General features: G+C 67.7%; 20 protein-coding genes and 3 pseudogenes. 13 read left to right on the top strand and 10 right to left on the bottom strand.

Annotated features, from left to right (window positions below; genetic code table 11):
- Positions 1 to 56: 56 nt before the first annotated feature.
- Genes dmpG through mhpD form a run of 3 tightly spaced genes read right to left on the bottom strand, consistent with a single transcriptional unit; the run spans position 57 to position 2,850 of the window.
- On the bottom strand, positions 57 to 1,088 hold the full coding sequence (gene dmpG / locus JK363_RS35385) for a 4-hydroxy-2-oxovalerate aldolase (RefSeq protein ID WP_201881678.1): 1,032 nt from the start codon (positions 1,086 to 1,088) through the stop codon (positions 57 to 59).
- Entirely contained in the window at positions 1,085 to 2,032 is a 948-nt protein-coding gene (locus tag JK363_RS35380) for an acetaldehyde dehydrogenase (acetylating) (RefSeq protein ID WP_201881676.1), read from the bottom strand. Before JK363_RS35380 ends, dmpG begins: the two co-directional genes overlap by 4 nt.
- Entirely contained in the window at positions 2,029 to 2,850 is an 822-nt protein-coding gene (mhpD, locus tag JK363_RS35375) for a 2-keto-4-pentenoate hydratase (protein WP_201881674.1), read from the bottom strand. The genes JK363_RS35380 and mhpD overlap by 4 nt, the downstream gene beginning before the upstream one ends.
- Positions 2,851 to 3,042: 192 nt before the next feature.
- Between mhpD and JK363_RS35370 the strand changes: the two genes are divergently transcribed.
- Positions 3,043 to 3,765, top strand: a complete 723-nt coding sequence (locus JK363_RS35370) for an IclR family transcriptional regulator (RefSeq protein ID WP_201881730.1) — start codon at positions 3,043 to 3,045, stop codon at positions 3,763 to 3,765.
- Between the two features lie 102 nt (positions 3,766 to 3,867).
- Here JK363_RS35370 and JK363_RS35365 read toward each other — a convergent pair whose 3' ends face one another.
- Both JK363_RS35365 and JK363_RS35360 read right to left on the bottom strand, forming a co-directional pair.
- Positions 3,868 to 4,875 carry a VOC family protein gene (locus tag JK363_RS35365; protein ID WP_201881729.1) on the bottom strand — a complete coding sequence of 336 codons (1,008 nt, stop codon included), beginning with the start codon at positions 4,873 to 4,875 and terminating at the stop codon, positions 3,868 to 3,870.
- 2 nt (positions 4,876 to 4,877) lie between these two features.
- Positions 4,878 to 5,741 (bottom strand): alpha/beta fold hydrolase, encoded by an 864-nt coding sequence (locus JK363_RS35360; protein ID WP_201881672.1) that lies wholly within the window; start codon positions 5,739 to 5,741, stop codon positions 4,878 to 4,880.
- A gap of 505 nt (positions 5,742 to 6,246) precedes the next feature.
- Here JK363_RS35360 and JK363_RS35355 point away from each other — a divergent pair.
- A complete protein-coding gene (locus JK363_RS35355; RefSeq protein ID WP_201881670.1) occupies positions 6,247 to 6,873 on the top strand; it encodes a TetR/AcrR family transcriptional regulator in 627 nt (208 codons plus the stop codon).
- 296 nt (positions 6,874 to 7,169) lie between these two features.
- On the opposite strand, the gene JK363_RS43185 is transcribed toward JK363_RS35355, so the two are convergent.
- Positions 7,170 to 7,766, bottom strand: coding sequence for a transposase family protein (locus JK363_RS43185; protein ID WP_236076365.1), 597 nt, complete (start codon positions 7,764 to 7,766; stop codon positions 7,170 to 7,172).
- Between the two features lie 304 nt (positions 7,767 to 8,070).
- On the opposite strand from JK363_RS43185, the gene JK363_RS35345 reads away from it, so the two are divergent.
- Positions 8,071 to 9,471, top strand: a complete 1,401-nt coding sequence (locus JK363_RS35345; RefSeq protein ID WP_307821997.1) for an arylsulfotransferase family protein — start codon at positions 8,071 to 8,073, stop codon at positions 9,469 to 9,471.
- A 168-nt stretch (positions 9,472 to 9,639) separates the two neighbouring features.
- Here JK363_RS35345 and JK363_RS35340 read toward each other — a convergent pair whose 3' ends face one another.
- Positions 9,640 to 10,890 (bottom strand): P1 family peptidase, encoded by a 1,251-nt coding sequence (locus tag JK363_RS35340; RefSeq protein WP_201881668.1) that lies wholly within the window; start codon positions 10,888 to 10,890, stop codon positions 9,640 to 9,642.
- Positions 10,891 to 11,457: 567 nt separating this feature from the next.
- Between JK363_RS35340 and JK363_RS35335 the strand changes: the two genes are divergently transcribed.
- Complete coding sequence (locus tag JK363_RS35335) at positions 11,458 to 11,634, top strand: hypothetical protein (protein ID WP_201881667.1); 177 nt, start codon at positions 11,458 to 11,460, stop codon at positions 11,632 to 11,634.
- 341 nt (positions 11,635 to 11,975) lie between these two features.
- Here the strand turns inward: JK363_RS35335 and istB are convergent, their stop codons facing one another.
- Positions 11,976 to 13,517 carry an IS21-like element helper ATPase IstB gene (gene istB / locus JK363_RS35330; protein ID WP_201881666.1) on the bottom strand — a complete coding sequence of 514 codons (1,542 nt, stop codon included), beginning with the start codon at positions 13,515 to 13,517 and terminating at the stop codon, positions 11,976 to 11,978.
- A 639-nt stretch (positions 13,518 to 14,156) separates the two neighbouring features.
- Here istB and JK363_RS43180 point away from each other — a divergent pair.
- Positions 14,157 to 14,425, top strand: a pseudogene (locus tag JK363_RS43180) (IclR family transcriptional regulator domain-containing protein); the annotation flags it as partial.
- 188 nt (positions 14,426 to 14,613) lie between these two features.
- Here the strand turns inward: JK363_RS43180 and JK363_RS35320 are convergent.
- Positions 14,614 to 16,869 carry a SpoIIE family protein phosphatase gene (locus tag JK363_RS35320; protein WP_201881664.1) on the bottom strand — a complete coding sequence of 752 codons (2,256 nt, stop codon included), beginning with the start codon at positions 16,867 to 16,869 and terminating at the stop codon, positions 14,614 to 14,616.
- Positions 16,870 to 16,917: 48 nt separating this feature from the next.
- Here JK363_RS35320 and JK363_RS35315 point away from each other — a divergent pair, with 48 nt between their 5' ends.
- Entirely contained in the window at positions 16,918 to 17,088 is a 171-nt protein-coding gene (locus JK363_RS35315; protein WP_201881662.1) for a hypothetical protein, read from the top strand.
- Positions 17,076 to 17,387 carry a Tn3 family transposase gene (locus tag JK363_RS44835; RefSeq protein WP_201881660.1) on the top strand — a complete coding sequence of 104 codons (312 nt, stop codon included), beginning with the start codon at positions 17,076 to 17,078 and terminating at the stop codon, positions 17,385 to 17,387. The genes JK363_RS35315 and JK363_RS44835 overlap by 13 nt, the downstream gene beginning before the upstream one ends.
- A 477-nt stretch (positions 17,388 to 17,864) precedes the next feature.
- Here JK363_RS44835 and JK363_RS35305 read toward each other — a convergent pair whose 3' ends face one another.
- The gene (locus JK363_RS35305; protein WP_201881656.1) at positions 17,865 to 18,377 is read right to left on the bottom strand and encodes a MarR family winged helix-turn-helix transcriptional regulator; all 513 of its coding nucleotides are present in this window, start codon (positions 18,375 to 18,377) and stop codon (positions 17,865 to 17,867) included.
- Positions 18,378 to 18,494: 117 nt separating this feature from the next.
- On the opposite strand from JK363_RS35305, the gene JK363_RS35300 reads away from it, so the two are divergent.
- From JK363_RS35300 to JK363_RS35275, 6 genes and pseudogenes are all read left to right on the top strand, one after another.
- Positions 18,495 to 18,869 carry a DoxX family protein gene (locus JK363_RS35300; protein WP_201881649.1) on the top strand — a complete coding sequence of 125 codons (375 nt, stop codon included), beginning with the start codon at positions 18,495 to 18,497 and terminating at the stop codon, positions 18,867 to 18,869.
- A gap of 350 nt (positions 18,870 to 19,219) precedes the next feature.
- Positions 19,220 to 19,828 (top strand): ester cyclase, encoded by a 609-nt coding sequence (locus tag JK363_RS35295; RefSeq protein WP_201881648.1) that lies wholly within the window; start codon positions 19,220 to 19,222, stop codon positions 19,826 to 19,828.
- 358 nt (positions 19,829 to 20,186) lie between these two features.
- Positions 20,187 to 20,555 (top strand): annotated as a pseudogene (locus tag JK363_RS35290) (IS110 family transposase); the annotation flags it as partial.
- Positions 20,440 to 21,088: pseudogene (locus JK363_RS35285) on the top strand (IS5 family transposase); the annotation flags it as partial. The pseudogenes JK363_RS35290 and JK363_RS35285, both read left to right, overlap by 116 nt.
- 114 nt (positions 21,089 to 21,202) lie before the next feature.
- On the top strand, positions 21,203 to 21,562 hold the full coding sequence (locus tag JK363_RS35280) for a hypothetical protein (RefSeq protein ID WP_201881647.1): 360 nt from the start codon (positions 21,203 to 21,205) through the stop codon (positions 21,560 to 21,562).
- Positions 21,563 to 21,772: 210 nt separating this feature from the next.
- Positions 21,773 to 22,021, top strand: coding sequence for a hypothetical protein (locus JK363_RS35275; RefSeq protein WP_236076354.1), 249 nt, complete (start codon positions 21,773 to 21,775; stop codon positions 22,019 to 22,021).
- Positions 22,022 to 22,075 lie beyond the last annotated feature (54 nt).

The following is a 22,075-nucleotide window of genomic DNA, read 5'->3' as shown; positions in this document are numbered from 1 at the left end:
GGTGTCAGGCCTGGCTTCTGACGCGGCCTCAACTGACCGTGTGCGGTTCTTTCGAGTCAGGCGGTGGTGCGGGCTGCTGCGAGGTCGAGGGCGATGTCGGTGATCATGTCTTCCTGGCCGCCGACCAGCTTGCGGCGACCGACCTCGATGAGGATCGCGCGGGCGTCGATGCCGTAGTGGCGGGCGGCTGTCTCAGCATGGCGCAGGAAGCTGGAGTACACGCCCGCGTATCCGAGGGTGAGGGTCTCGCGGTCCACCCGCACCTCGCGGTCCTGGAGGGGGCGTACGACGTCGTCGGCGGCGTCCATCAGGGGAAACAGGTCGCAGCCGTGCTCCCAGCCCGTCAGCTCGGCGACCGCGACGAACGCCTCCAGGGGGCAGTTGCCCGCTCCGGCTCCCTGGCCGGCGAGGGAGGCGTCGACTCGGGTGACGCCGTTCTCGACGGCGACGACCGAGTTGGCCACGCCCAGCCCGAGGTTGTGGTGGGCGTGGATTCCCAGTTCGGTGGACGGGTCGAGGACGTCGCGGTAGGCGCGGATGCGGTCGCGTACGCCGTCCATGGTGAGGTGGCCGCCTGAGTCGGTGACGTAGACGCAGTTCGCGCCGTAGGACTCCATCAGTCCGGCCTGCTGGGCCAGTTCGGTGGGGTCGGCCATGTGGGACATCATCAGGAAGCCGGCCACGTCCATGCCCAGGTCGCGGGCGGCGGCGATGTGCTGGGCGGAGATGTCGGCCTCGGTGCAGTGGGTGGCGACGCGCACCGAGCGGATGCCGAGCGCGTGTGCTCGGCGCAGGTCGTGCAGGGTGCCGATGCCGGGCAGGAGCAGGGTGGTGGGCACCGCGTGGGTCACGGCGTCGCAGACGGCCTCGATCCACTCCCAGTCCGTGTGGGCGCCTACGCCGTAGGTGATGCTGGAGCCGGACAGGCCGTCGCCGTGGGCGATCTCGATCGCGGCGAGTCCGGCGGTGTCGAGTGCGGCGGCGATGGTGCGGGCCTGTTCGACGGTGTAGCGGTGGCGGACGGCGTGCATGCCGTCCCTGAGGGTCACATCCTGCATGTACAGGGTGCTCGGCTGGGGCGCGGTCATGAGGAGACCACCTTCGTGGTGCGGTGAGCGGCCATGCGCTCGGCGGTGCGCAGGGCGGCCGAGGTCATGATGTCGAGGTTGCCGGCGTAGGCGGGCAGGTAGTGGGCGGCGCCCTCCACTTCGAGGAACACCGACACCTTGGCGGCCTGGCCGGACCGGGAGGCGGCCGGCAGGAGGGAGCGCAGTGGGTCGTCGATGGCGACGCGTTCGAACTGCACCTTCTGCTTGAGGCGATAGCCGGGGACGTACGTCTGGACGCGTGCGGCCATCTCCTCCACGGAGGCGGTCACGGCGGCGTCGTCGCAGTCGCCGATGAGGCAGTGCACGGTGTCCCGCATGATGAGGGGCGGTTCGGCGGGGTTGAGGACGATGATGGCTTTGCCTCGGGCCGCGCCGCCGACCTGCTCGATGGCCGACGAGGTGGTCTCGGTGAATTCGTCGATGTTGGCCCGCGTGCCGGGGCCCGCCGAGCGGGAGGAGAGGGAGGCGACGATCTCTGCGTAGTGGACCGGGGTCACGGCGGCGACGGCGGCCACTATGGGGATGGTGGCCTGCCCGCCGCAGGTGACCATGTTGACGTTGGGCGCGTTCAGATGGGCGTCGCCGTTGACCGGCGGCACGACGTACGGGCCGAGCGCGGCGGGGGTGAGGTCGACGACCGTGCGGCCCAGTGTGCGCAGGACCTCGTCGTGGCGCTTGTGCGCTCCGGCGGACGTGGCGTCGAAGACGAGGGACACCTCCGCGAACTCGTCCAGCTCGACCAGGCCGTCCACGCCCTCGTGGGTGGTCGCGACCTTCAGCCGTCGGGCGCGGGCCAGGCCGTCGGAGCCGGGGTCGATGCCGGCCATGGCGGCGATCTCCAAAGAGTCCGAGAGCCGCAGAATTTTGATCATGAGGTCGGTGCCGATGTTGCCCGAGCCGATGACGGCAACCTTCGTGGTCATGCTCGAGTTCCTTCCGTGGCGGAGGCGGCGAACGCGGTGGCGACCGTGCCGAGCCCTTCGATGTGAGCGGTGAACTCGTCGCCTTCGGCGGCGACGGCCATCGGGCCGAGCGCGCCGGTCAGGACGATGTCGCCGGCCCGCAGCGGCTCGCCCAGGCCGACGAGCGTGGAGGCGAGCCAGAGGGCGGCGGTGAGCGGGCTGCCCAGGCAGTCGGCGCCGGTGCCCCGTGAGACGGTCTCGCCGTTCCTGGTCAGGGTCATCCGTACGTTGCGCAGATCGACCCGGTCCAGCGGTACGGGGGTGCCGCCGAGGACGAACAGGCCGCAGGAGGCATTGTCGGCGACCGTGTCGACGATGGTGATGTCCCAGTCGGCGATGCGGCTGTCGACGATCTCCAGCGCGGGCAGGGCGAACGCCGTGGCACGCAGCAGGTCGGCGACGGTCGGGTCCTGGTGCGGAAGATCCGCGCCGAGCACCAGGGCGACCTCCGCCTCGATCTTCGGCTGCAGCAGCCGGCCGGGGGCGATCAGCTGCCCTTCTGGCACCGCCATGTCGGCGAACAGGGCGCCGAAGTCAGGCTGGTCGACACCGAGCTGGCGTTGCACAGCGGGCGAGGTCAGGCCGATCTTCCGGCCTGCCAGACGCCGGCCGGCGGCGATGCCTCGCTCGACGTTCAGGCGCTGCACCGCGTATGCGGCCTCGATGTCCGCCTCGGGCAGCAGATGACGCACCGGGGGGCACGGGACGCCGGCGCGGGCGGCTTCGTCCAGGACGGCCGCCGCCTCGGCCACCGCACCGGCGGGCTCGCGGGCGTTCATGCTTCGCCCCTGTCCGGAGCGGTGCGAAGAGACTGCGGGATGGGCATGCGGGTTACCTCCGGAAGTGAGCGGAGCTGGTGAGGGGCTCGGTACGGGTGTGCCGGCCATCGCTGTGACGCATGCCAGGTATAGACGTGCATCGTGAGCAACGGCAAAATATGTTCCATGACACGGAACAGCACACAGGGAAATATGCTGGACAAGGCAGTGGCAGTCCTGGATTGCTTTCGCCCGGACGGCGGATCGTTCCGTCTTACGGAAATTTCTGGGCGTACAGGTCTGACCAAGACCACGGCGTTCCGGCTCTGTGGCGAACTGGTCCGGCTCGGTCTGCTCGAACGCGAGGCGGAGAATTACCGGCTCGGCGGCAAGCTCTTCGAACTCGGCTCACTCGTGCCGCGCCGGCATGATCTGCGCGAGGCGGCCCTGCCTTTTCTGCAGGACCTGTTCGAGGCCACGCACGAGACCGTCCATCTGGGGGTGCGCGAAGGCCACGAGGTGGTCTACGTGGAGCGCATCCACGGTCATGGCGCCCTGCTGCTGCCCTCCCGGATCGGCGGTCGGCTTCCCCTGACCTGCACCGGCGTCGGCAAGGCGCTGTTGGCCTTCTCCGGCGCGGAGCTGGCGGAGGAGGTGCTGGACGCACCCCTCCCCAGCCTCACGCCGCACTCGGTCACCGATCCGGAGCGGCTGCGCACCGCCATCGAGCAGACTCAGGTCGCGGGCCTGGCCTACGAGGAGGAAGAGGCCGCCCTGGGCGTCAGCTGCATCGCGGCACCCGTCTTCGACGGGGCGGTGGCGGTGGCGGCGCTGTCGGTCGCCGTGCCCCGCAGCCGCTTCCGGCCCGCCCAGCTCGCTCCGGCGGTACGGACCGCCGCGTTGGGACTGTCACGTGCGTTGCGCTCCGGCACGTGATCGGGGGATGGACTCTCGGGATCGCCCCGACTGCTGCCCTTTGACGCAAGGGCGGGACGCGGTGACCGACGCGGTGACCGAACGCGCGTCAGTGAACGCGTGTCAGTCGTCGGGAATGCCTGCGCCACTCAGCGACGGAACCGTGCTCTCCGGGCGGGCCAGGGAGCGGGCCCCGACCCGGAACTGGGCGAGCTTGTCGATGATGGTCTGGCCGACCGGGAGGTGGCCCCAGGTGCTGATGCCCTGGTGAGTGGTGGGCTCCCAGGTGGTCTCGTCGACGACGACGGGGTTCCAGCCGACCTCCCACTCGAAGCCCGATGGGGTGCGGGCATAGTAGGAGAGTTCCTTGTCGTTGGTGTGCTGGCCGACGGACAGGGCCATGTCGAAGCCGAGTTCGTGCACGCGCTGGTAACTCTGCGCCACGTCGTCGAGGGTGGCGGCCTGGACGTTGAGGTGCTGCACGCGGGTGCGGACCGCATCGATCGGCAGGCCGCGGGCGGCGGCGATCGCGATGGAGTGGTGGCGTTCGTTGACGCGCAGGAAGCGAATCTTGAATTTGACGCCGCTGAAGGTCTCGTCGATGTAGTCGGTCAGGCGGGCGTCGAAGACGGTGTTGAAGTAACCCCGCGTCTGCATCGGCTTGGTGGAGGTCAGCGCGATGTGACCCATGCCGCCGTCGCCGGTGACGAAGCCTGAGGCGAGCATGCGCAGGGGCTCGGCCGACTTCACCGGGGTGGTGGAGATCTCCTGTGTGATGCCCTTGGGGCCGGGGAAACGCAGCAGGCGCTCGACGCCGCGCAGGGCGGCTTCCTCGTCGGTGCCGACGGTGCAGGGGGCGCCGTGGGCGCGGATGCGGGACTCGATGCGTTCGAAGGTGGCGTGGTCGTCGATGTGCCAGCCGGTGGCAACGACGTCCTCGGCGGGGCCGCGCCGGATGAGGAAGCGGCATTCCTGGTCGTCGAGGCGGAAGCGCATCAGGTTGCGGGAGAGGGGGTCGTGGTGCATGCCGATGGCGTCGGTGCCGAAGCGGCGCCAGTCGGCGAAGCGGTTGGTCTCGATGACGATGTATCCGAGGTGGACGGCGCCGAAGACGGACGGGGCGTCATGCATGATCATCGGCGGCCGGCCAGGAAGTCGGCGCACAGGCGGTTGAACAGGTCGGTGCGTTCGAACTGCACCCAGTGCCCGGTGTTGGCGACGAGGTACAGGTCGCAGTTGGGCATGCGGTCGGCCAGCATCCGGCCGCCGGACGGCCGGTTGACCTTGTCCTCCGCGCCCCACAGGACGAGGGTGGGCACGGGCAGCCGGCTCAGGCGCGGGTCGCGGGTGAAGTCCATCTTCCACAAGGCGCGCAGCCCGGCGGGGCGTTGCAGCGGCGGAGAGGCGATCACGTCCGGGTCGATGCTGGCCTGGTAGCGCTCCTCGATGGCGGAGTCCGGGACCTCGGCGGCGTTGAAGACGAGGTAGTTGCGGATGAACCTCTCCAGCTTCAGCCGCGAGGGTCCGTCGCCGGTGTAGTAGCCCAGCAGGTTGTTGAGCCCGGGAGTGGGCAGGGCGCGGGTGTTGCCGATCCCGCCGGGGCCCATCAGCACCATGCGGTCGACCCGGTCAGGGGTGTCCAGGGCCAGCCGCAGGGCGCAGGCGCCACCGTAGGAGTTGCCGACCAGATGGGCCTTGTCCAGGCCGAGTGCGTCCAACAGGCCGCGGATGCCGTCGGCCAGGTAGCCGAAGGGATCGGTACCGTCGATGCCCTTGGTGCTGCGCCCGTAGCCGGGCAGGTCGGGCACGATGACCCGGTACTCCTTGGCCAACTCGGCGATATTGCGGGCGTAGTTGGATACGCCGGAGGCGCCGGGGCCGCCGCCGTGCAGCAGAAGCACGGGCGGGCCGTCGCCCGCCTCCGCGGCGAAGATCTTCTTTCCGCCGATGTCGTACGTCGTCTCCTGCATCGTCGGCAGGCCGGTCTGCGGGGTCATGGTGTCGGTCCTCACTGGGCGGTGTCGCGGTCGGGCGGGGTGCGGCGGCTGGGGCCGAGCCCGCTGGGGGTCGGCGGGTGCCGGGGATACAGAGGCGGCTGCGTAGACGTAGGCGTGGGGTCGCAGGGCGAAGGCGGCCGTACGGCGGGTGGCCATCCAGGGCAGCAGGACGCTTTCCCTGGTCATCCGCGGCCGGGGACCCGGCTGCCGGACTCCGTTGCGGTGGACCGGGCGCGAGGCGAAACCTCGGCATCGCGCTCCAGGACGACGATCCTGGGGCCCATTCCCAGCAGGTGCGGTCACCCCGTGGGGTACCCGATCACCGCCAATGTCGTACGTATGCGTCTCCGGCGCCGTTTCTGGCGCCGACTCCTCCCACCAGCCACCTGACTGTCGCCGTCTTGCTCGTGACTCTTACTGTAGCGTTCACTCCAATTGGAATGAACGCTACAGTAAGCTCGACGCCGGATACGGTCAAGGGCCGGCGCAACAGGAGGGAAGTGCCATGACCAGGCCCCAATCGCCGCGCCGGAAGCGGGCGAACGGAATGGAGTCGCGGCAGCGCATCATCGATGCCGCCGTGGAGATCGCGGGTGAGCGCGGGTACGAGGGCACGTCCATCGCGGCTGTCAGCGCCAAGTGCGGGCTGCCCGCGAGCTCGATCTACTGGCATTTCAAGGACAAGGACGACCTGATCGCCGCGGTCATCGAGCGCAGCTTCGACAGCTGGCTCGCCGCGCTCGAACTGCCGGGCGAGGAGACGGGCACGTCCCTGGAGCGGCTCACCGTCATGGCCGCGAACGTGGCCAAGTCACTGGTCGACGCGCCCGACTTCCTGCGCCTCGGTCTCATGCTCGCCCTGGAGCGGCGGCCCACCAAACCCCGAGGCCGGACCGTGTTCCTCCAGGTCAGGGGAATCGCGCGCCGGAAGATCGCCGAGATGCTGCAGACCCTCTTCCCCGAGCTGGACGAGCCCGAGATCCACACGCTCACGACGTACGCCATCGCGGGCGCCGACGGCCTGTTCGTGCAGCGGGAGATCACCGGGGACGCCGTCAACTTGATGGCGATGTTCGAACTGCACGCCCAGTCGGTGCACGAGGCGGCACGCCGCATGGCGGCCGGAGCGTGACGGTGACCGGGGCTGGATGGTGATCGGGGCCGGATGGTGATCGGAGCTGCCCGGCGACGTTCGGGATCCGACCGGCCGTTGCGCGAGACCGAAAGCCATGTGGCGCCGACCGAGCCGTTGACGGGCCTGGCACCCGGCCTTGACGTGGCACGCCTACGCAGTCCAGTTGGACAACCCCAAGGTCTTGGTGTGGCAGTCACCCAAGGTCACAGCCGCGTCGATCAACGCGGAGCCGTCGCCACCGACGAGCGCTCATCGCCGACCACACTGAGTGTTGTTCATCCTGACGTTGCTGGTCACGGGGCTGGTGTGAGTCGGTGGGGCAGTGCTCGTGCTGGTGGTGGGCGGTGTCTGCGGTGAAGATCGTCTGTCACCGGGCGATCTCGGTGTTGGTTCAGCACGAGCGGTGCCCGCAGCAGCGTCGTCGCGTGGTGGGCGGACAACCGTAGCTTGGTGAGGATGCGCCAGTTCTTCAGGTGGGCGAAGGCGTGCTCACAGGCCGCGCGCTCTGCGGTGATCAGCTTGTTCGCCTGCTTCTTCGCGGCGGTCAGTGGCTTGGCGCGAGCGGCCTTGAAGCCGGTGATGACCACGGGGTCGCCAGGGTCGGTGCCCAGGCCGATAAGGCCGAGGTCGCCGATCGCCCCGAGGCCGGCCGCGCGTAGCCGCTCGGCAATCTCGTTGTGCCGGGCAGTGATGATCTCGCCGGCCCGCCCCGGGCGGGCCGCCGTGGCGGAGGAAACGCCTGAACGGGCCGGGCGAACTGGCGCATGTTCGGGTGAAGCTGCACCTGCCGAATGGCCGACTTGAGTGACCTTCAGGAGTCCAAGCGCCCCTTTGCTGCTTACCGTCACCGGAGACGGAAGAAGAGTCAGAAAAGGAAGTGGCACCGCCATCGCAGATCCGGTGCCGGGTGCCAAGGAGGTCGGCAAGGTGACGCGAATGCTGCAGGTCCGTCGGAGTCGGAGAAGGCCTCGCACGGTCGGGGTGTGTGTGCTCGCGGCGGGGTGTGTCGTCGCAAGCTCTCTGCCCTCGGCCGCGACGAGCCTTGAGCGGCGCGCGTCTGCTCAAGGAGGCGCGTCCCGCCTGTGCGCGACGAAACCCTTTCCTCCGTCGCAAGAGACACCGCCTCCGATCCTGTCGGGCAGCGATGTGTGGAGATTCGTCTCCGAGCCGCGTCTGCGCCCCATGCGCGTGAAGGTGACCGCGAACAAACCGGGAACGGCTCGCGGGGGCGTCTTCACCGCCCCGTACAGCGACGAGAGGATGGTCGGCCAGACCGGGGCGTTGATCAACGACAACTCCGGCGATCCGGTCTGGTTCCGCCCGCTGCCCTCCACGAACCTCCAGAACAGCGGCTTCAGGGTCCAGAAGTACTACCACGGAGGCAAGGGGAAACCGGTGCTGACCTGGTGGCAGGGGACCACCGCTCTGCCGCCCTCGTACACGAACCTGCCGTCCGGTGCGCCGGAACCGGGTGGGTGCTACTACATCTACGACAACCACTACCGCCTGCTCAAGACGGTCTTCGCACATCATGGCTACTACCCGGATTTTCACGAGTTCACCCTGACCCGCAGGGGCACGGCGCTGTTCATCGCGTCCAAACCCGTGCCCTTCGATCTCTCGCCCTACGGCGGTCCGAACGACGGGGCCATCCACAACAACGAGATCCAGGAGGTCGACCTCGCCACGGGGAGGCTCCTCTTCTCGTGGAACGCGCTGGACCACCTCGACCCCGCCGATTCAAAGGAGCCGGTGTCCAGCGCGTCGTCGTCCGACGGAGTGTGGGACCCCTTCCACATCAACTCCGTCGAGCAGGGCCGTGACGGCCGGTTGCTCATCTCGGCCCGGAACATGTGGGCGATCTACAACGTCGCCAAGAAGTCCGGGAGGATCCGCTGGCAACTCGGCGGCGACAAGAGCGACTTCACCTTCGGGCCCAACGCCGAATTCTACTGGCAGCACGATGCCCGGTTCCGGCCGGGAAACCGGATCAGCATGTTCGACGACGGCTGCTGTGAATCGCCCGACACCCCAGCCGAACAGGAGTCGCACGGCTTGTTTCTCAACCTCGACTTCCGAGCCCGCAGAGCGACCGTGGACAAGACGTACTACCACCAGCCGCCGTTGTTCTCGGCGAGCCAGGGGAACACCCAGGGCCTCTCCAACGGCAACCGATTCATCGGGTGGGGGCAGAGCCCGTACTACTCGGAGTACGCGCGTGCGGGGAACACCGAGGGCAACGGCTCGAAGAACCTGCTCTACGACGCGAAGATGCCAGGCTCCGACATGTCGTATCGAGCGTTCCGGAACAACTGGACCGGCAAGCCGTACTACCCACCGAAGGCTGCGGCACGGGCCCGCGACGGGGGCAGCGTCGTCTACGCGTCGTGGAACGGCTCGACACAGACCAAAGCATGGCAAGTACTCGCAGGGCCTGACCCCGACTCACTGTCGGTCGTGGTGAGACATGCCAGGAGGTCCGGGTTCGAGACGGCAGTCACAACGCACAATCCAGGACCGTACTTCCAGGTGAGGGCACTGGACACGGACGGGAACGTCCTCAAGACCTCCCGCATCGTCAAACTGTCCAGATGACTTGGGATACGCAACGCGAGCGAGAACGAAGAGACCACCGACACCACAAACGCAACGCTTCCGGGGCTACTCGCGGTTGAGTCGTGCGGGCCCACGGGGTTGTGGACTCCGGACGGCGGTGGTCTCCGCAGCCGCGTGCACGCGGGACCACCGCTGCCCGATCGCCGCTCAGCCGGCCCGCTTCTTACCGGTACCGTTCCGGCGGAGGTTTTCGCAGGCGGACGGGTAGGTGTCGCAGTAGCTCTTGAACTCCCGCGCCGAGGTGGCCGAGAGCATGGCGTGCGCGACCGCCCGTGAGAGGGAGTTCGCCGCCGCGTCCTGAATTCGGGTGAGTGTGGCGACGTCGTTGGGGTCGTTGTTCGCCAGCTTCCGGCCCTTGCCGGTGGCCGCGGCGAAGACGGTGTCGCCGTCGTAGAGGGTGTGCGAGGGGATGATCGCCCGGGCCAGCCCGTCGTTCGCGACCCCGGCCACCTTGGTGATGGCCGCGTTTTCCATGCTCGTGTTGGTGGCGACGACGGCGATCGTCGTGTTCTTGCCCTTCTGCCTCGCCGGCTTTGTCTTCGCTCTGTTCTCAGTCTTGTTCGTCGCCTGGTACTTCGAACCCTTCGCCGCACCGCCGGTCGTCCGGGAGCACTCCGCACGTGAGGGTTTCCGCAGCCCCGCGAACTCGCCTCCGATGCCGAACGCCGTGCCCAGCAGCGTGCAGTCCTTCGGATTCACCGTCGAGCCGAGGGAGTTGACGACGACCAGAGCACCGACGACGAGGCCGTCGCCCAGTTCGACGCTGGCTGTGCCCACGCCGCCCTTGAGCACCGGGCTGGCCAGCCCGCCGGACGTGGCTCCTGTCCCGCCACCTGCGGTGCCCTGGCGCACTGGGCCGCCCCTGGCCTTGGCGGTCGCCCGGTATCCCCAGGAGGCGGTGGGCCGGGCACGCTCGTCTCCGCCGCGCCCGATGTCGAAGATCCCCGCTCCGGGAACGATTGGCCCTTCCACGCCGTGGTCCTCCACCCAGTGCATCGCACCGATGCCGACGTCCATGCCCCAGATGCTGCCCCCAGTCAGGACGATGGCGTCCACCCCCGGATTGGCGTTGAGCGGGCTGAGCGCGTTGGTCATCCACGTGGCGGGGTTGCCGCCGCTCTGGTCAACGCCCGCGACGGGCATTGTCGGCGTGCGGACGACCGTGGAGCCGGTGAGGTAGGGCGGGCGGGTCTTCTGGACCTGGCCGACCTCGATACCGGGCACATCGGTGATGGCGTTGAACGGGCCCGGCTCGCCCGCGGTGCTCTGGGCGGCCTGGCCCGGAGCAGAGGCGCTTCCCGGGGCGGCCGGCGCGGACGCCGCCCCGGTGAGGGCGAGCGATCCGACCGTGGCGCAGGCCAGTCCTGCCGCCAGGCAGCGCGCCGGACGCGGCCTCATGAGGTGCTCCGCTCTTCACTCTTCACGGCCTGCCCGTGAAAGATGGCCTGTCTCAGCACGGCGGGGCCCATGCAGGGGAGGGAAGTCTGCTCACCGGTCTGTGCGGACGCCCGGCGGTCCGGACCGGCGGGGGTCTTCACGGCGCCGCGCCGTGGTGTCGGTTTCATATGAGAGCCCTTCACACATGGGGTCGGGTGATTTCGGCGGCATAGATCAGAGCCACTGGGGCGGTGGGTTCGAGAGCCACGTTGCTCCATCCGAGGTGCGGATGGACATAGGCATAGGTCCATGATCGGCGGCGGGAATGAGAGCCACCCTGATCGAGTGACGTCCCGGTGGGAGTGTCTGCGGTGGCAGCGAGATTCGGGCCAGTAGCTTGGTGATCGGGCCCGACCGGTCCGTGTCCCTGACAGGCACGACGCGGATGGGCCCTCCTTATGGGGCGCTTTTTTCTTTGTCGTACTTACCGAGTAGAATTCGCTTCTGCTGAAGGGGCTTGTGGCCGAGTAGGGCCCGGAAACTACGCTCTAGGTTCTGACGTGCAGCCGTGGCGGTCTCTGTGAGTTCATGACACTGTTCGGCGTCACCCTGCTTCCCGAATCTCAGCATGTCGTCGAGCACATGCCGCAGCCCACGCACCTCTCGCCACATCTGCTCGGATGCATCAAGGTTGAGGCGGTGATACGTCTCGATGAACTCGCCGTGCGCCAGCTGCGCCTTCTCTTCCAAGCTCCTATCTGTTGAGCGGGCGGCGGCTGACACCCAGCGCCCCAGACCCCGCCGACGATGCCCAGCGCGAAAATCGGCAAGCCGGACCGATGCCTCACGGGATCTTCGTTGGGCGACGAGCAGTCGATCAAATGTCTCACGTAGAGCTGTCCGAGTTTGATGTCTCAGGTCGTACCTCTTGACTAGGACAGCGGCGGCAACTCCGACCAGGGCCGCTGTGAAGAGTGCATTAAGTGCCGCTACTCCCACTGACTCATTGAAGTTAAGTTGTGCAAGAAACATCGCATGGTCCTCTAGGGGTGATTCACTGCGGAGCGGTTGCTTGCGGGGCCTTAGGGCCGCAGGCAAGTGCCGGGTCAGGGCGTCCGTCGTTCCGATTCGGCGATGCGGAAGCGGTAGGACTCGGTGCCGGTCTGGATGAGGGTGCAGCGGAAGGTGATCCGGTCGGCGAAGGCCGCGCAGAGCCGCGGGTCACCGAAGGTCTTGTCCCACTCCGCGAACGGAGAGTTCGTCGCAACCGCAGTCGCCTTGCGTTCCTCACTCTCGGTGAAGATCTGGAACAGGAGCTTCGCGCCCTTCTTGTCCAGGTTCAGGTAGCCGAACTCGTCCAGACACAGCAGGTCGACCTTGCTGTAGCGGGCGATCATGGAGGTCAGCCAGCGCCCCGCCTCGGCCTCGGCGAGCTCATTGACCAGCGCGGAAGTGGTGATGTAGCGGACCGATAGCCCGGCCTCGGCGATCGCAGTGCCAACCCCGATCAGCAGGTGCGACTTGCCAGTGCCCGAGTCCCCGATCAGCACCAGCGGGCGGCCCTGCTGGACCCAGGACGGCGACTTCAGATCGGCGATGACTTCCGGGGAGACGTTGGGGTACTTGTCGTAGTCGAAGTCCTCCAGCCTTTTGGGGCGGGGGAAGCGGGCCGCGCGGACGAGCCGCTGCTGGCGGCGGACCTCCCGGTCCAGGGCCCGTTCCTGCTCGAAGTCGAAGCCGATCGAAGTCGGCCGACCGTGGACGTGCCGGGCGTCCTCGGCCGCGTCGATCGCCGCCAGACGCTCGTTCAGCTCGGCCAGCGAATCGACCTCGGGCGACGGGACCAGGTGCTTGCGGCGGAATCCGCCGCCCTCGTGCTCGACCCCGCCCTTCTCGTGGGCTCCCTCTTCGCCCGGGGTGCAGTAGAACGCCGAGAACCCATACCAAGATCTGAACGCGGCCCACCGTGCCGACTCCGTCCGCGACCGTCCGGACAGCACCTGCCGGACCGCGGGCTTGAGATTGTCGTACCGGATGTGGACCGTCGGCACCCCGCCGAGGACCTCGAACGCCTCCACATGGCCCTCGAAGAACGCCTCCTGTGAGGCGGTGGCGAACACGCGGTGCACGGCCTTGCCCGAGTAGGAGATCCGCAACGTGAACAGCACGCACTTGCGCCGCTGCCCGGCCAGGTCCAGCCACACGTCCGCGAAGTCGACCTCCGCCTCCTCGCCAGGCTGCTTGGCCTGCGGGACCGTCCCCTCCAGATGCCGACGGCCTTCCTTGGCCTCCAGCACCAGCTCCGGACGGCGCTTGCGCACGTAGTCCCGCACCGTCGAGTACGCGGCGAGCTCGAAGTCGCGCTCGGCCGCCAGGGGTTTTCTGATCCGGTCGACCGTGTGCTTCTGCTTCGTCGGGGCCACCAGGTCCGAGCGCAGCATGGCGTCGATGAAGCCCTTCACCGGCTCCAGCACACTTTTGCGCGGCGGCGGCTTCTTCCGCTCCGCCGGCACCGGACAGGCCAGCGCCTGCCTCACCGTGTTCCGCGACACCCGGTACCGCTTCGCCAGCGCCCGGCCCGACAGCGCCGGATCCACACGCCGGTCCCGCCGGATCCGCTCAAAGATCCACTCACGCGACCTGTACACACCGGTCTCCTGACACGACCGTGATCAACAAGCACAGAGTGAGCGGCCAAACAGCCCGAAGCCCCCATTACGCCAACCGCGGCATGCCCCACACCATCACACCGGGTGGCTCCCAAACTCACCGCCGCAACCCGCGGCTCCCGAAACCGCCGCCCCAGTGGCTCTACTTCACCCCGCTAGAAACATGTCGGGATGCCGCACCGTCACGCACAGCAGCGCAGGGCAGCGAAGATGATGACTGCGGCGCTTGGATGCCTATCCCGCACACCCACGACGTCACGGTGCGTGCCCCGTCCGGCCCACAGACTCAAACCCGGGGCGGCCCCGGTCTTCCTGGTCACTGCTCGTGCTGGTGGTGGTCTACACCGCAGACACCCGCCCACCACCAGCACGAGCACTGCCCCACCGACTCACACCAACCCCGTGACCAGCAACTTCAGGATGAGCAACACTCACTGACTCACCGAGCTCGAAGTCCTCCGCACCTTGATCTACCAGTGGCGGGAAGCAGGGCCCCACCCACGAACTCCGAGCGCAGCTCCCCCGGGACGGCAACGCTTGGCACGCTCGGATCAGTCACGCCTGGACAACCGACTCACACCCCGCTGACAATTCAGCGCCGACGGCCGACGCGGGGCGCTGTCCCGGCCGCTGCAGAGCCTTACGCCCCATTCGATCACCGCCCCCCGGCGCGCCTGCGCATGGCCCTGGAGAAGATCCGGTCTCGGGCCTCGCCTACGAGGAGCAGGAGGCCGCACTGGGAGTGAGCTGCATCGCTGTTCGCTGATGGCACCATGGCGGCTGCCCTGTCGGTGGCCGTGCCGCGGTCACGCTTCAGCCCGGCCCTGGCTCCGGCGGTGCGGACGGCAGCCTTGGGGCTCTCCCGTGCCCTGCGCGGGGGCGGCTGACCCATCACCAGGGCTTGTGCCGAGCCGACGCGCAGCAGTACGCAGGCGATTTGCACCATGGAGGCGCTCATCGCTGAAAGGAAGCGGGACCGCGATCCCGCAGTGTCCGCGCGGATGCGGTGACACGGTCATCACCTGTGTCATGACCGAGCCGGCTTGTCCGCCGCACGAGCCCCCTCCTCGCGGGCTCAGGTGGTGGTGAGTTCGAACCAGGTCGTCTTGCCGCGCCCGGCGGGGGAACTGCCCCAGTCGGCCGCGAGGGCATCGACGATCAGCAGTCCGCGCCCGGACTCGGCCTCCTGGTTGTCGGTCTCACCGGCGGTGAGGATCTCGGTCGGCACAGGTGGGTGCGGATCGCTGTCCCGTACTTCGACACGGAGCCGGTCCGGGTACTCCCGCAGACGTAGATCCACGTCGCTGTGCGCATGGATGAGGGCGTTGGTGACGACCTCGGTCGCCAGCAGTTCCAGATTGTCCAGCAAAGGCATCAGGTCCCACTGGCCGAGCAACTCCCGCAGGAAGTGGCGTACGTGCGCCACCCCGCGCAGATCATGACGCTGAACCAAGGTGCCTGCTACCCGGCGCTGCCCACCAGGCTGAGCTCCTTCGTAGCGCATCACCAGCAGGGCGACGTCGTCGGCTTGCGGTGGGCGCGGAGTGCAGTGCTGCGTCAAACAATCCGCCAGCGTCTCAAGGTTCTTTGTACAGTTTTCGGCCAGCACACAGGCCAGTCGCCCGACGGCGGCATCCACCCCCAGCCGACGTGTGTCCAGCAGGCCATCGGTGAACAGGGCCACCACTGACCCCGGCGACAGGAGGGTCTCGCTCTGCTCGTACACGGCATGCGGGTCGACGCCCAACGGCGGTCCCATGGGTGGCTGCACCTGGGCGGTCCGGCCCTGGGCGTCGCTGATCAGCGGCCCCGGGTGGCCGGCGGTGGCCAGGCCGGCACTTCCGAGCGCCAGATCCAGCCACAGGCAGCAGCAGGTGGCGTACAGGTCGGTGTCCAACCCCGCAAGCAGGTGGTTGCTCCGCTCCAGCACCCTGGCCGGGTCGTGCCCCTCGGCGGCGTAGGCGCGTGTCGCGCTGCGCAGCTGACCCATGGTGCCTGCTGCTTCCAGACTGTGGCCCTGCACATCCCCGATGACAAGTCCGATGCCGCCTTCGGGCAATCGGAGGATGTCGTACCAGTCGCCACCCACCTCCGCTCCCTCGTTCGCGGGCAGATACCGGGATGTGGCGACCACCTCGGGCAGGTGTGGCAGGCTGCGGGGCAGCAGGGTGCGTTGCAGGCTCTGCGTGAGGGCGTGCTCGATCTCGTAGGAACGGGCACGCTCCAGGGACAGCCCCACCTGCTCCAGCATGATGACCAGTACGGCCAGTTCCTCGGAGGTCAGGGTGGAGCCGGGGGTGTCGAGGTCGAGGGTGCAACAGCCCACCGCTCCTGCGCCGGAGACCAGGGGGAGATAGGCCCGGCCCTGGAAGTCAGGGGGGAGGCCGGCGTCGGGATACGCCTTACGGAACTCACCTACCGTGGGGAAGAGTTTGGCCTCGGCCTGGGTGATGGTGTCGGTTTCAGGGGTGTGCTCGGACAGGAGCGTTCCTTCGATCTGATGGACCGCCTCCCGCGGGAAGCCCGCGGCGCCCACGACGTGCAGACGGCCCTTCTCGGCGAGGGAGAGCATGAGTCCACGTGCGCCCAAGGGCCGCACATGGGCCTGTGCCGCCGCGACGATGTCCCGGACGCGCCCTGCCGCAGCGAGCTCGAAGGCGAGCCTGTGCAGTTGGTAGTAGTAGGTGTTACTCGCCAGCAAGCCATCGGCCGGTTCTTCCCGCTGGTCCTGAGCGGCGGCTTCCGGGACGGTGGCGGTCAGCCGGTGAGGTGCGGTGCCCGGGGACCGGGAGACAAACCGCGGGACGAGCGGGAGCTCCACGGCCGCCCCTTGCTCGGCCAGCTTCTCGAGGTCGGCTGCCAGCTCGTCCGCGACCGCCTGCACGTACTCCAGACTTTCTGCGGAGATCTTCCGCGCAGGCGTCCAGCGCAACGTTACCGCCCCGAACCGGCGCCGTGGCGTCCGCACCGGCGCGGACGCCAAGACTGTGGCGAACGGGATGTGGAGGAGAACTGCCGGCGCTTGACGGGCGGAACTCCGTACCTCCGTACTGTCGATGAACACCAACCCACCCGACTGGTGGGCTCTGGCGGAGGCGAGCGAGACATCGTCTGCCGCCATCGACGGCAGGATGGTGAAGCTCAAGGGCGTGCTCACGGTCATTGCCGCGACCAGCGACCGGGCGTCCGAGGTCAGCAGATAGGCGGTACACGTCGCGGCACCCAGGCGGGCGTCCAGGCGGCGCAGTGCGGACGCCATGGTCCGGTCCCACTGCTTCTGCGGCCATCCGGCGACTGCGTGAGCGGCTGATTCGGAGAATTGGGGGTCCATGAAGGCCACCCTGGGGGTGTGGCACACGCCCGGCGTGCATTGCCGAAAGTGGACGCACTCGCCAGGATACTGGCCGAACCGGCCTACCGGCCCAAGATCGCCCGGCAGCTGAGCAAGGGCGAGTCCATCCACTCCCCTGCGGCGCAGCTTCACCACGCCCGCGAAGCCGTCCCCACCGTCGCCAGCTCGAACAAACAAGCGAACGGGTGTCACACCTGACGTTCGTGACCAATGCGATCATTTACTGGCACACGGACTACATGGGCGCGGCCCTGGCCGAGCTTCGAGGCACCGGACGGGACGCAGCCAACGAGGCGCTGGCGCACATCTTCCCAGCCCGCAGCGCTGAAGCGCTGGGAGACCGAATAGCCCGACATCACCCTACGTGCTCATCGGCGCCGACAGCCGCGCCTGCGTCCTCCTGCGATTCGGACAAGCCGGGATTGAGCCGCTCCAGCAGTGGCCGACTCTCTCGAGCCTCTTTCCGATGGGCAGCATCGGAGCGCTCTTCCCTCTGACCGCCGGCCTCGACGCCGCGTGGGGATGCCAGCCGCCGCTGGAGAACATGCAGGCGATCATGCGGAAATTCGCCTACGACCAGGAACTCGTCGGTGACCCACCGGTACGGCTGCACTACGAGGCCAGTACCCGGCCCGGCGCCCACGGGGCCTACGCCAGCATGTGCCCACACCTCGGCAACGGTGGGTCGAAGCCATGCCCCATCCCGAAGCCAACATCAGGACCACATCGCACCCCACCCTGCTTGCCTACGGCCGCGACGACGAGGCCATCCCCCTGTCCAGCTCACTGACCCCCTCGAGTCGATCAATGACAGCGGCCTGCACATCTTCGGCCGCATCGGCCACTGGACCCAGATCGAACACGGCCCACTCCCTGCAACGGGAGTTCCGATGCATTCGCCGATGCACCAGGTGATGCGGTCCAGCTGCGCATCGAGGCGTGCGCCTGCCCGACCGGCCTCCGAGGGCGCGCGGCTACTTCTTGGGGCGTAGTCGGTCCAGTGTTCCGGTGACGAGTGGGTGAGTGGGGTCGATGGCGCCGACGATGCGGCGACCGATCGTGGTCAACTGGCGGACCTGCGCCCGGGTGAGTGCGTCGAAGACGCAGCTGCGCACGGCCTCGACGTGTCCGGGGGCGGTGGCGACGACCTTCTCGTAGCCGTCGTCGGTGAGGGTGGCCACGGTGTAGCGGCCGTCGGTGGGGTCGGGGTTACGGCGTACCCAGCCGCGCTTCTCCAGTCGTCCGACGACCTGGGACAGCCGGGGAAGAGAACCCTCTGCGAACGCGGCGAGTTCGCTCATCCGCAGGGTGCGCTCGGGGACCATGGAAAGCCCGGCCATCACCTGGTACTCGAAGTGACTCAGGCCGGCATCGCGTTGCAGCTGCGCGTCCAGCGCAGCGGGGAGCCGCATCAGCATGCTGCTGAGCGCAATCCAGGCCTGATCTTCCTCATTGTCCAGCCAGCGGGGTTCCTGGGGGGTCTCCATGCTCGCGAGTATAGCTTCACGCATGAAGTGATCAACTTGCCGGATGACTTGCATCTTGAAGTGAAGGAGTCCTAGTCTCCACTTAACGATTTAAGTCATTGCAAGGAGTTGATCACGATGAACATTGTGTTGTGGGTCCTCGCGAGCGTGCTCGCTGTGGCGTTCCTGGCGGCCGGGACGATGAAGCTGTCCCAGCCGAAGCAGAAGCTGGCCGCCTCAGGCATGGGCTGGACCGAGGACATGAGCGCGGGGACGGTGAAGCTGATCGGAACCCTGGAGGTGTTGGCCGCGATCGGCCTGGTTCTGCCGCCCGCGCTCGGCATCGCACCGATACTGGCGCCCTTGGCGTCCCTTGGTCTGGCACTGGTCATGCTCGGCGCCGTGGTCGTGCACGCCCGTCGCAGGGAGACACAGATGATCGCCGTGAATCTGGTGCTGTTCGCGCTCGCGACTGTCGTGGCGTGGGGCCGGTTCGGCCCGCACCCTCTCTAGCGCTTTGGCAGCGCGGCCTCCCGCCCATCCAACCGCCACCCCGGCCGAACCTATGCGATCACAGCACTGCGCCTCCAGCAGCGGGCCAACCTCACCGCCGCCGGGCTCACCCGGCGCTCGATGAGGTCGTGATTTCGGTCCATCATCCACCGCATCACCGTTTCCCGCCCTCGGCCGCGACGCAGCGTCCATGACAGCGGCAGCGGCGGCGAGCGCCTACTCCCCAGTTCCGGACGAGCGAGCAGCGCGCCGGTGGCGCACCTCTGACGACCACATTCATCTCGGGTCGACGTAATTGAATCTTCAACACCCCTTCTCCCCCAGCGTGATCTTGTAGACAAGGAATCGACATGATCGACCGCCGCAACATCCTCCGAGGCGGAGGCGCCGCCGCCCTGGGCGCCCTCGCCATCACCGCGGTAACCAGCGGAACCGACCTGGCAGCCGCGGCCACAGGCAGCCGGGAACTGCTCGGCGACCCGGCCTCCACCCCGCAGGCCGAGTCGCTTTGGCCGACTCGCCTGACTGATACTGAGCGCAAGCACCTCAAGGTCTTCGACGAGCTGGACTTCGTCGTCTACTCCGGTCAGCAGTGGGACCGGCTCGGTGAGAGCCACGCACAGAACATCCGCGTCCACTGGCCCGACGGCCACTACACGGACGGCATCGACCGGCACATCGCCGACATGAAGAGCCAGTTCGTCTGGGCGCCGGACACGCGCATCACCGAGCACCCGATCCGCATCGCCAAGGAAAACCTGACCTCGGTGACCGGTGTCATGCAGGGCAGCTTCACACGTCCCATGCCGGACGGCAAGGGCGGCTTCATCCAGCCGACGGGCAAGAAGTTCTCCATCAACATGGCCACGGTCGGCATCTGGAACAAGCACGGAGTGATGGAGGAGGAGTTCCTCTTCTGGGACAACCTGACCTTCTACCAGCAAATCGGCCTCGCCTGACCCGTGCGTGGCCCGGCGGTGCGGGAACCGCTCGGCCACGCAGAGGCGCGTGAGACATCGCTGCCACCGGACGCGGCGAGGGGCGAACTGTCCCCCCCGTTATCTTCTTCGCGGTCCTGCAAAAGGACCCTGGCCTCCGGGCCCGGCATGACTGTTCCCCCCTGTCGATCGGATGGCCTGGGGGGTGTTCACCGGGCCCGAGGGGTGCACCGTTGGAGACGCTGATGAGAGGCCGACTACCGCCCCGCCGAGCGCAACGCCCGGCATCCCGCGGGCGGCAGGTCTGCATAACGTGGATGCGCGCGTACGGCGCCATCGCCCTGGCCAGCACCACACGCGCTCTGTTCGGGAGGACGGGTTGTACGACATCGACGACGTGGGCGTCTTCCTCAGCCTGGACGTCGGCAAGAGCGCCCACCACGGGCACGGGCTGACTCCGGCCGGCAAGAAGGTCTTCGACAAGCAACTGCCCAACAGCGAGCCCAAGCTGCGGGCCGCGTTCGACAAACTCGCCGCGAAGTTCGGAACCCTCCTGGTAACCGTGGACCAGCCCGCCTCCATCGGAGCCCTCCCGCTCACGGTCGCCCGGGACGCGGGCTGCAAGGTCGCCTACCGGCCGGGCTTGGCCATGCGGCGGATCGCCGACCTGTATCCCGGCGAGGCGAAGACCGACGCGAAGAGCCGGTGTGTGGGGGCGGCTGCACGAGGCGGTCCTGCACCGGCTCGACGACGCGGGCCTGATCGACGTCTCCCGTGCCATCGTCGACTCCGCCCATATGAGGGCGAAAGGGGGGCGAACTCACAGGTCCGAGCCCCGTGGACCGGGGCAAGCCGGGTTCCACGATGCACATCCTGTCGGACGCGAACGGGCTACCCCTCCTCGTCGGCGTCAGCGCGGCCAACACTCACGACAGCGAAGCCCTGAAGCCCATGATCGAGGGTCACCAAACGAGACACGACCCCCACCGCGGCCGCCACTTCAAGCCCCAACGCCTTCACGCAGACAAGGCATACGACGTCCCCCACCTGCGGAAATGGTTACGCGGCAAACGCATCGGAGTGCGCATCGCCCGCACAGGCATCGAGTCCAGCGAACGCCTCGGCCGGCGTCGCTGGGTCATCGAACGCACCATGTCCTGGCTGACCGGATACCGCAGGCTCAACCACCGCTACGAACGTCATCCCCGCAACTACCTGGCATTTCTCGGCCTCGCCGCCTCCCTCTGCTGCTACAAGCGGCTCATCCGCCTCACCACATAGGACACGGTGTTAGTCAGCTCGCGGCGTGTCGAAGAGCCGAGCGTCCTGTAGATCAGGCACTTTGGATGAACCAAATGCCGCAAGCACATACAAAATCCACGCAGGGGCATCCCCGTGAAGACATCGAAACTGAAAGACGCAATGCAGGTTGAAGCAGCAGCTGGCTACGGGGACCAGGCAAGCGGAGTCTTCGTGACTCTGGAATCGCTGACTTTCCCGACTTCAGCAGTACTTGTGTCGTTTCTTCTTAATGTGCTATCCCGGCCCGTTAAAGGGGCAAGCACATCATTTTGGTGGGCTTTGGGGGTCTCTAGTGTCGTGGGAGCTATCGTCTACGCCAAGAGCCTGACGGACGAGATGCCACTCAAAACCAAGGTAATGGGGGGGTTCGTTGCCGTCATCAACGTGCTGGTGCTGACCGGGACGGCATTGGGTGCTGGCTCCTTGGCCACGAACTCGCCGGTGAAACTCTGACCGCGAACTTGCCCGATCGCCAAGGCCGCCAGCGTGCACGTTCCGGTCCTGGTCGACCAGCCGGGAGACGCTCCTGGGATTCCTGCCACGCAGATGGCGCCTCGCCCTCAACGCCGCTGATGGCCTACAGAAGACCTGGACCCACCTCTGCTCAACCGATCAGCAGCAACGGGCCGGTTCGATGCCTACACCGGCGTGATCGTTCCGCTGATGGTGGACGCGGCCGGCGTCTTCATCGTGAAGCGGTTCTTCGAGTCGGTCCTCCGAGTGGTGGAGGAAGCCGCGCGCACCGCTGGCGACCGGGCTCGCGCGATGCGTCTCGGCGGGCGGGGCGGCGGTACGCAGTACCCGCTGGAACCGGCGGCGGCCCTGCTGGCGACGTTGCCGGTGGCGGCGCTGTTCTTCTGCTTCCAGCGCTACTTCATGCGGTGGACCAACGCGGGGGCAGTCAAGGAGTAGCGGTCCGCCCCTGCCCGGGTGGCATATCAGGTGAATACCGCGCACGCTGGATAT

Origin of the sequence: Streptomyces coffeae, assembly GCF_016741875.1 — a bacterium.
GTDB classification, from domain to species: domain Bacteria; phylum Actinomycetota; class Actinomycetes; order Streptomycetales; family Streptomycetaceae; genus Streptomyces; species Streptomyces coffeae.
This window is presented reverse-complemented; position numbering and strand designations above follow the sequence as displayed.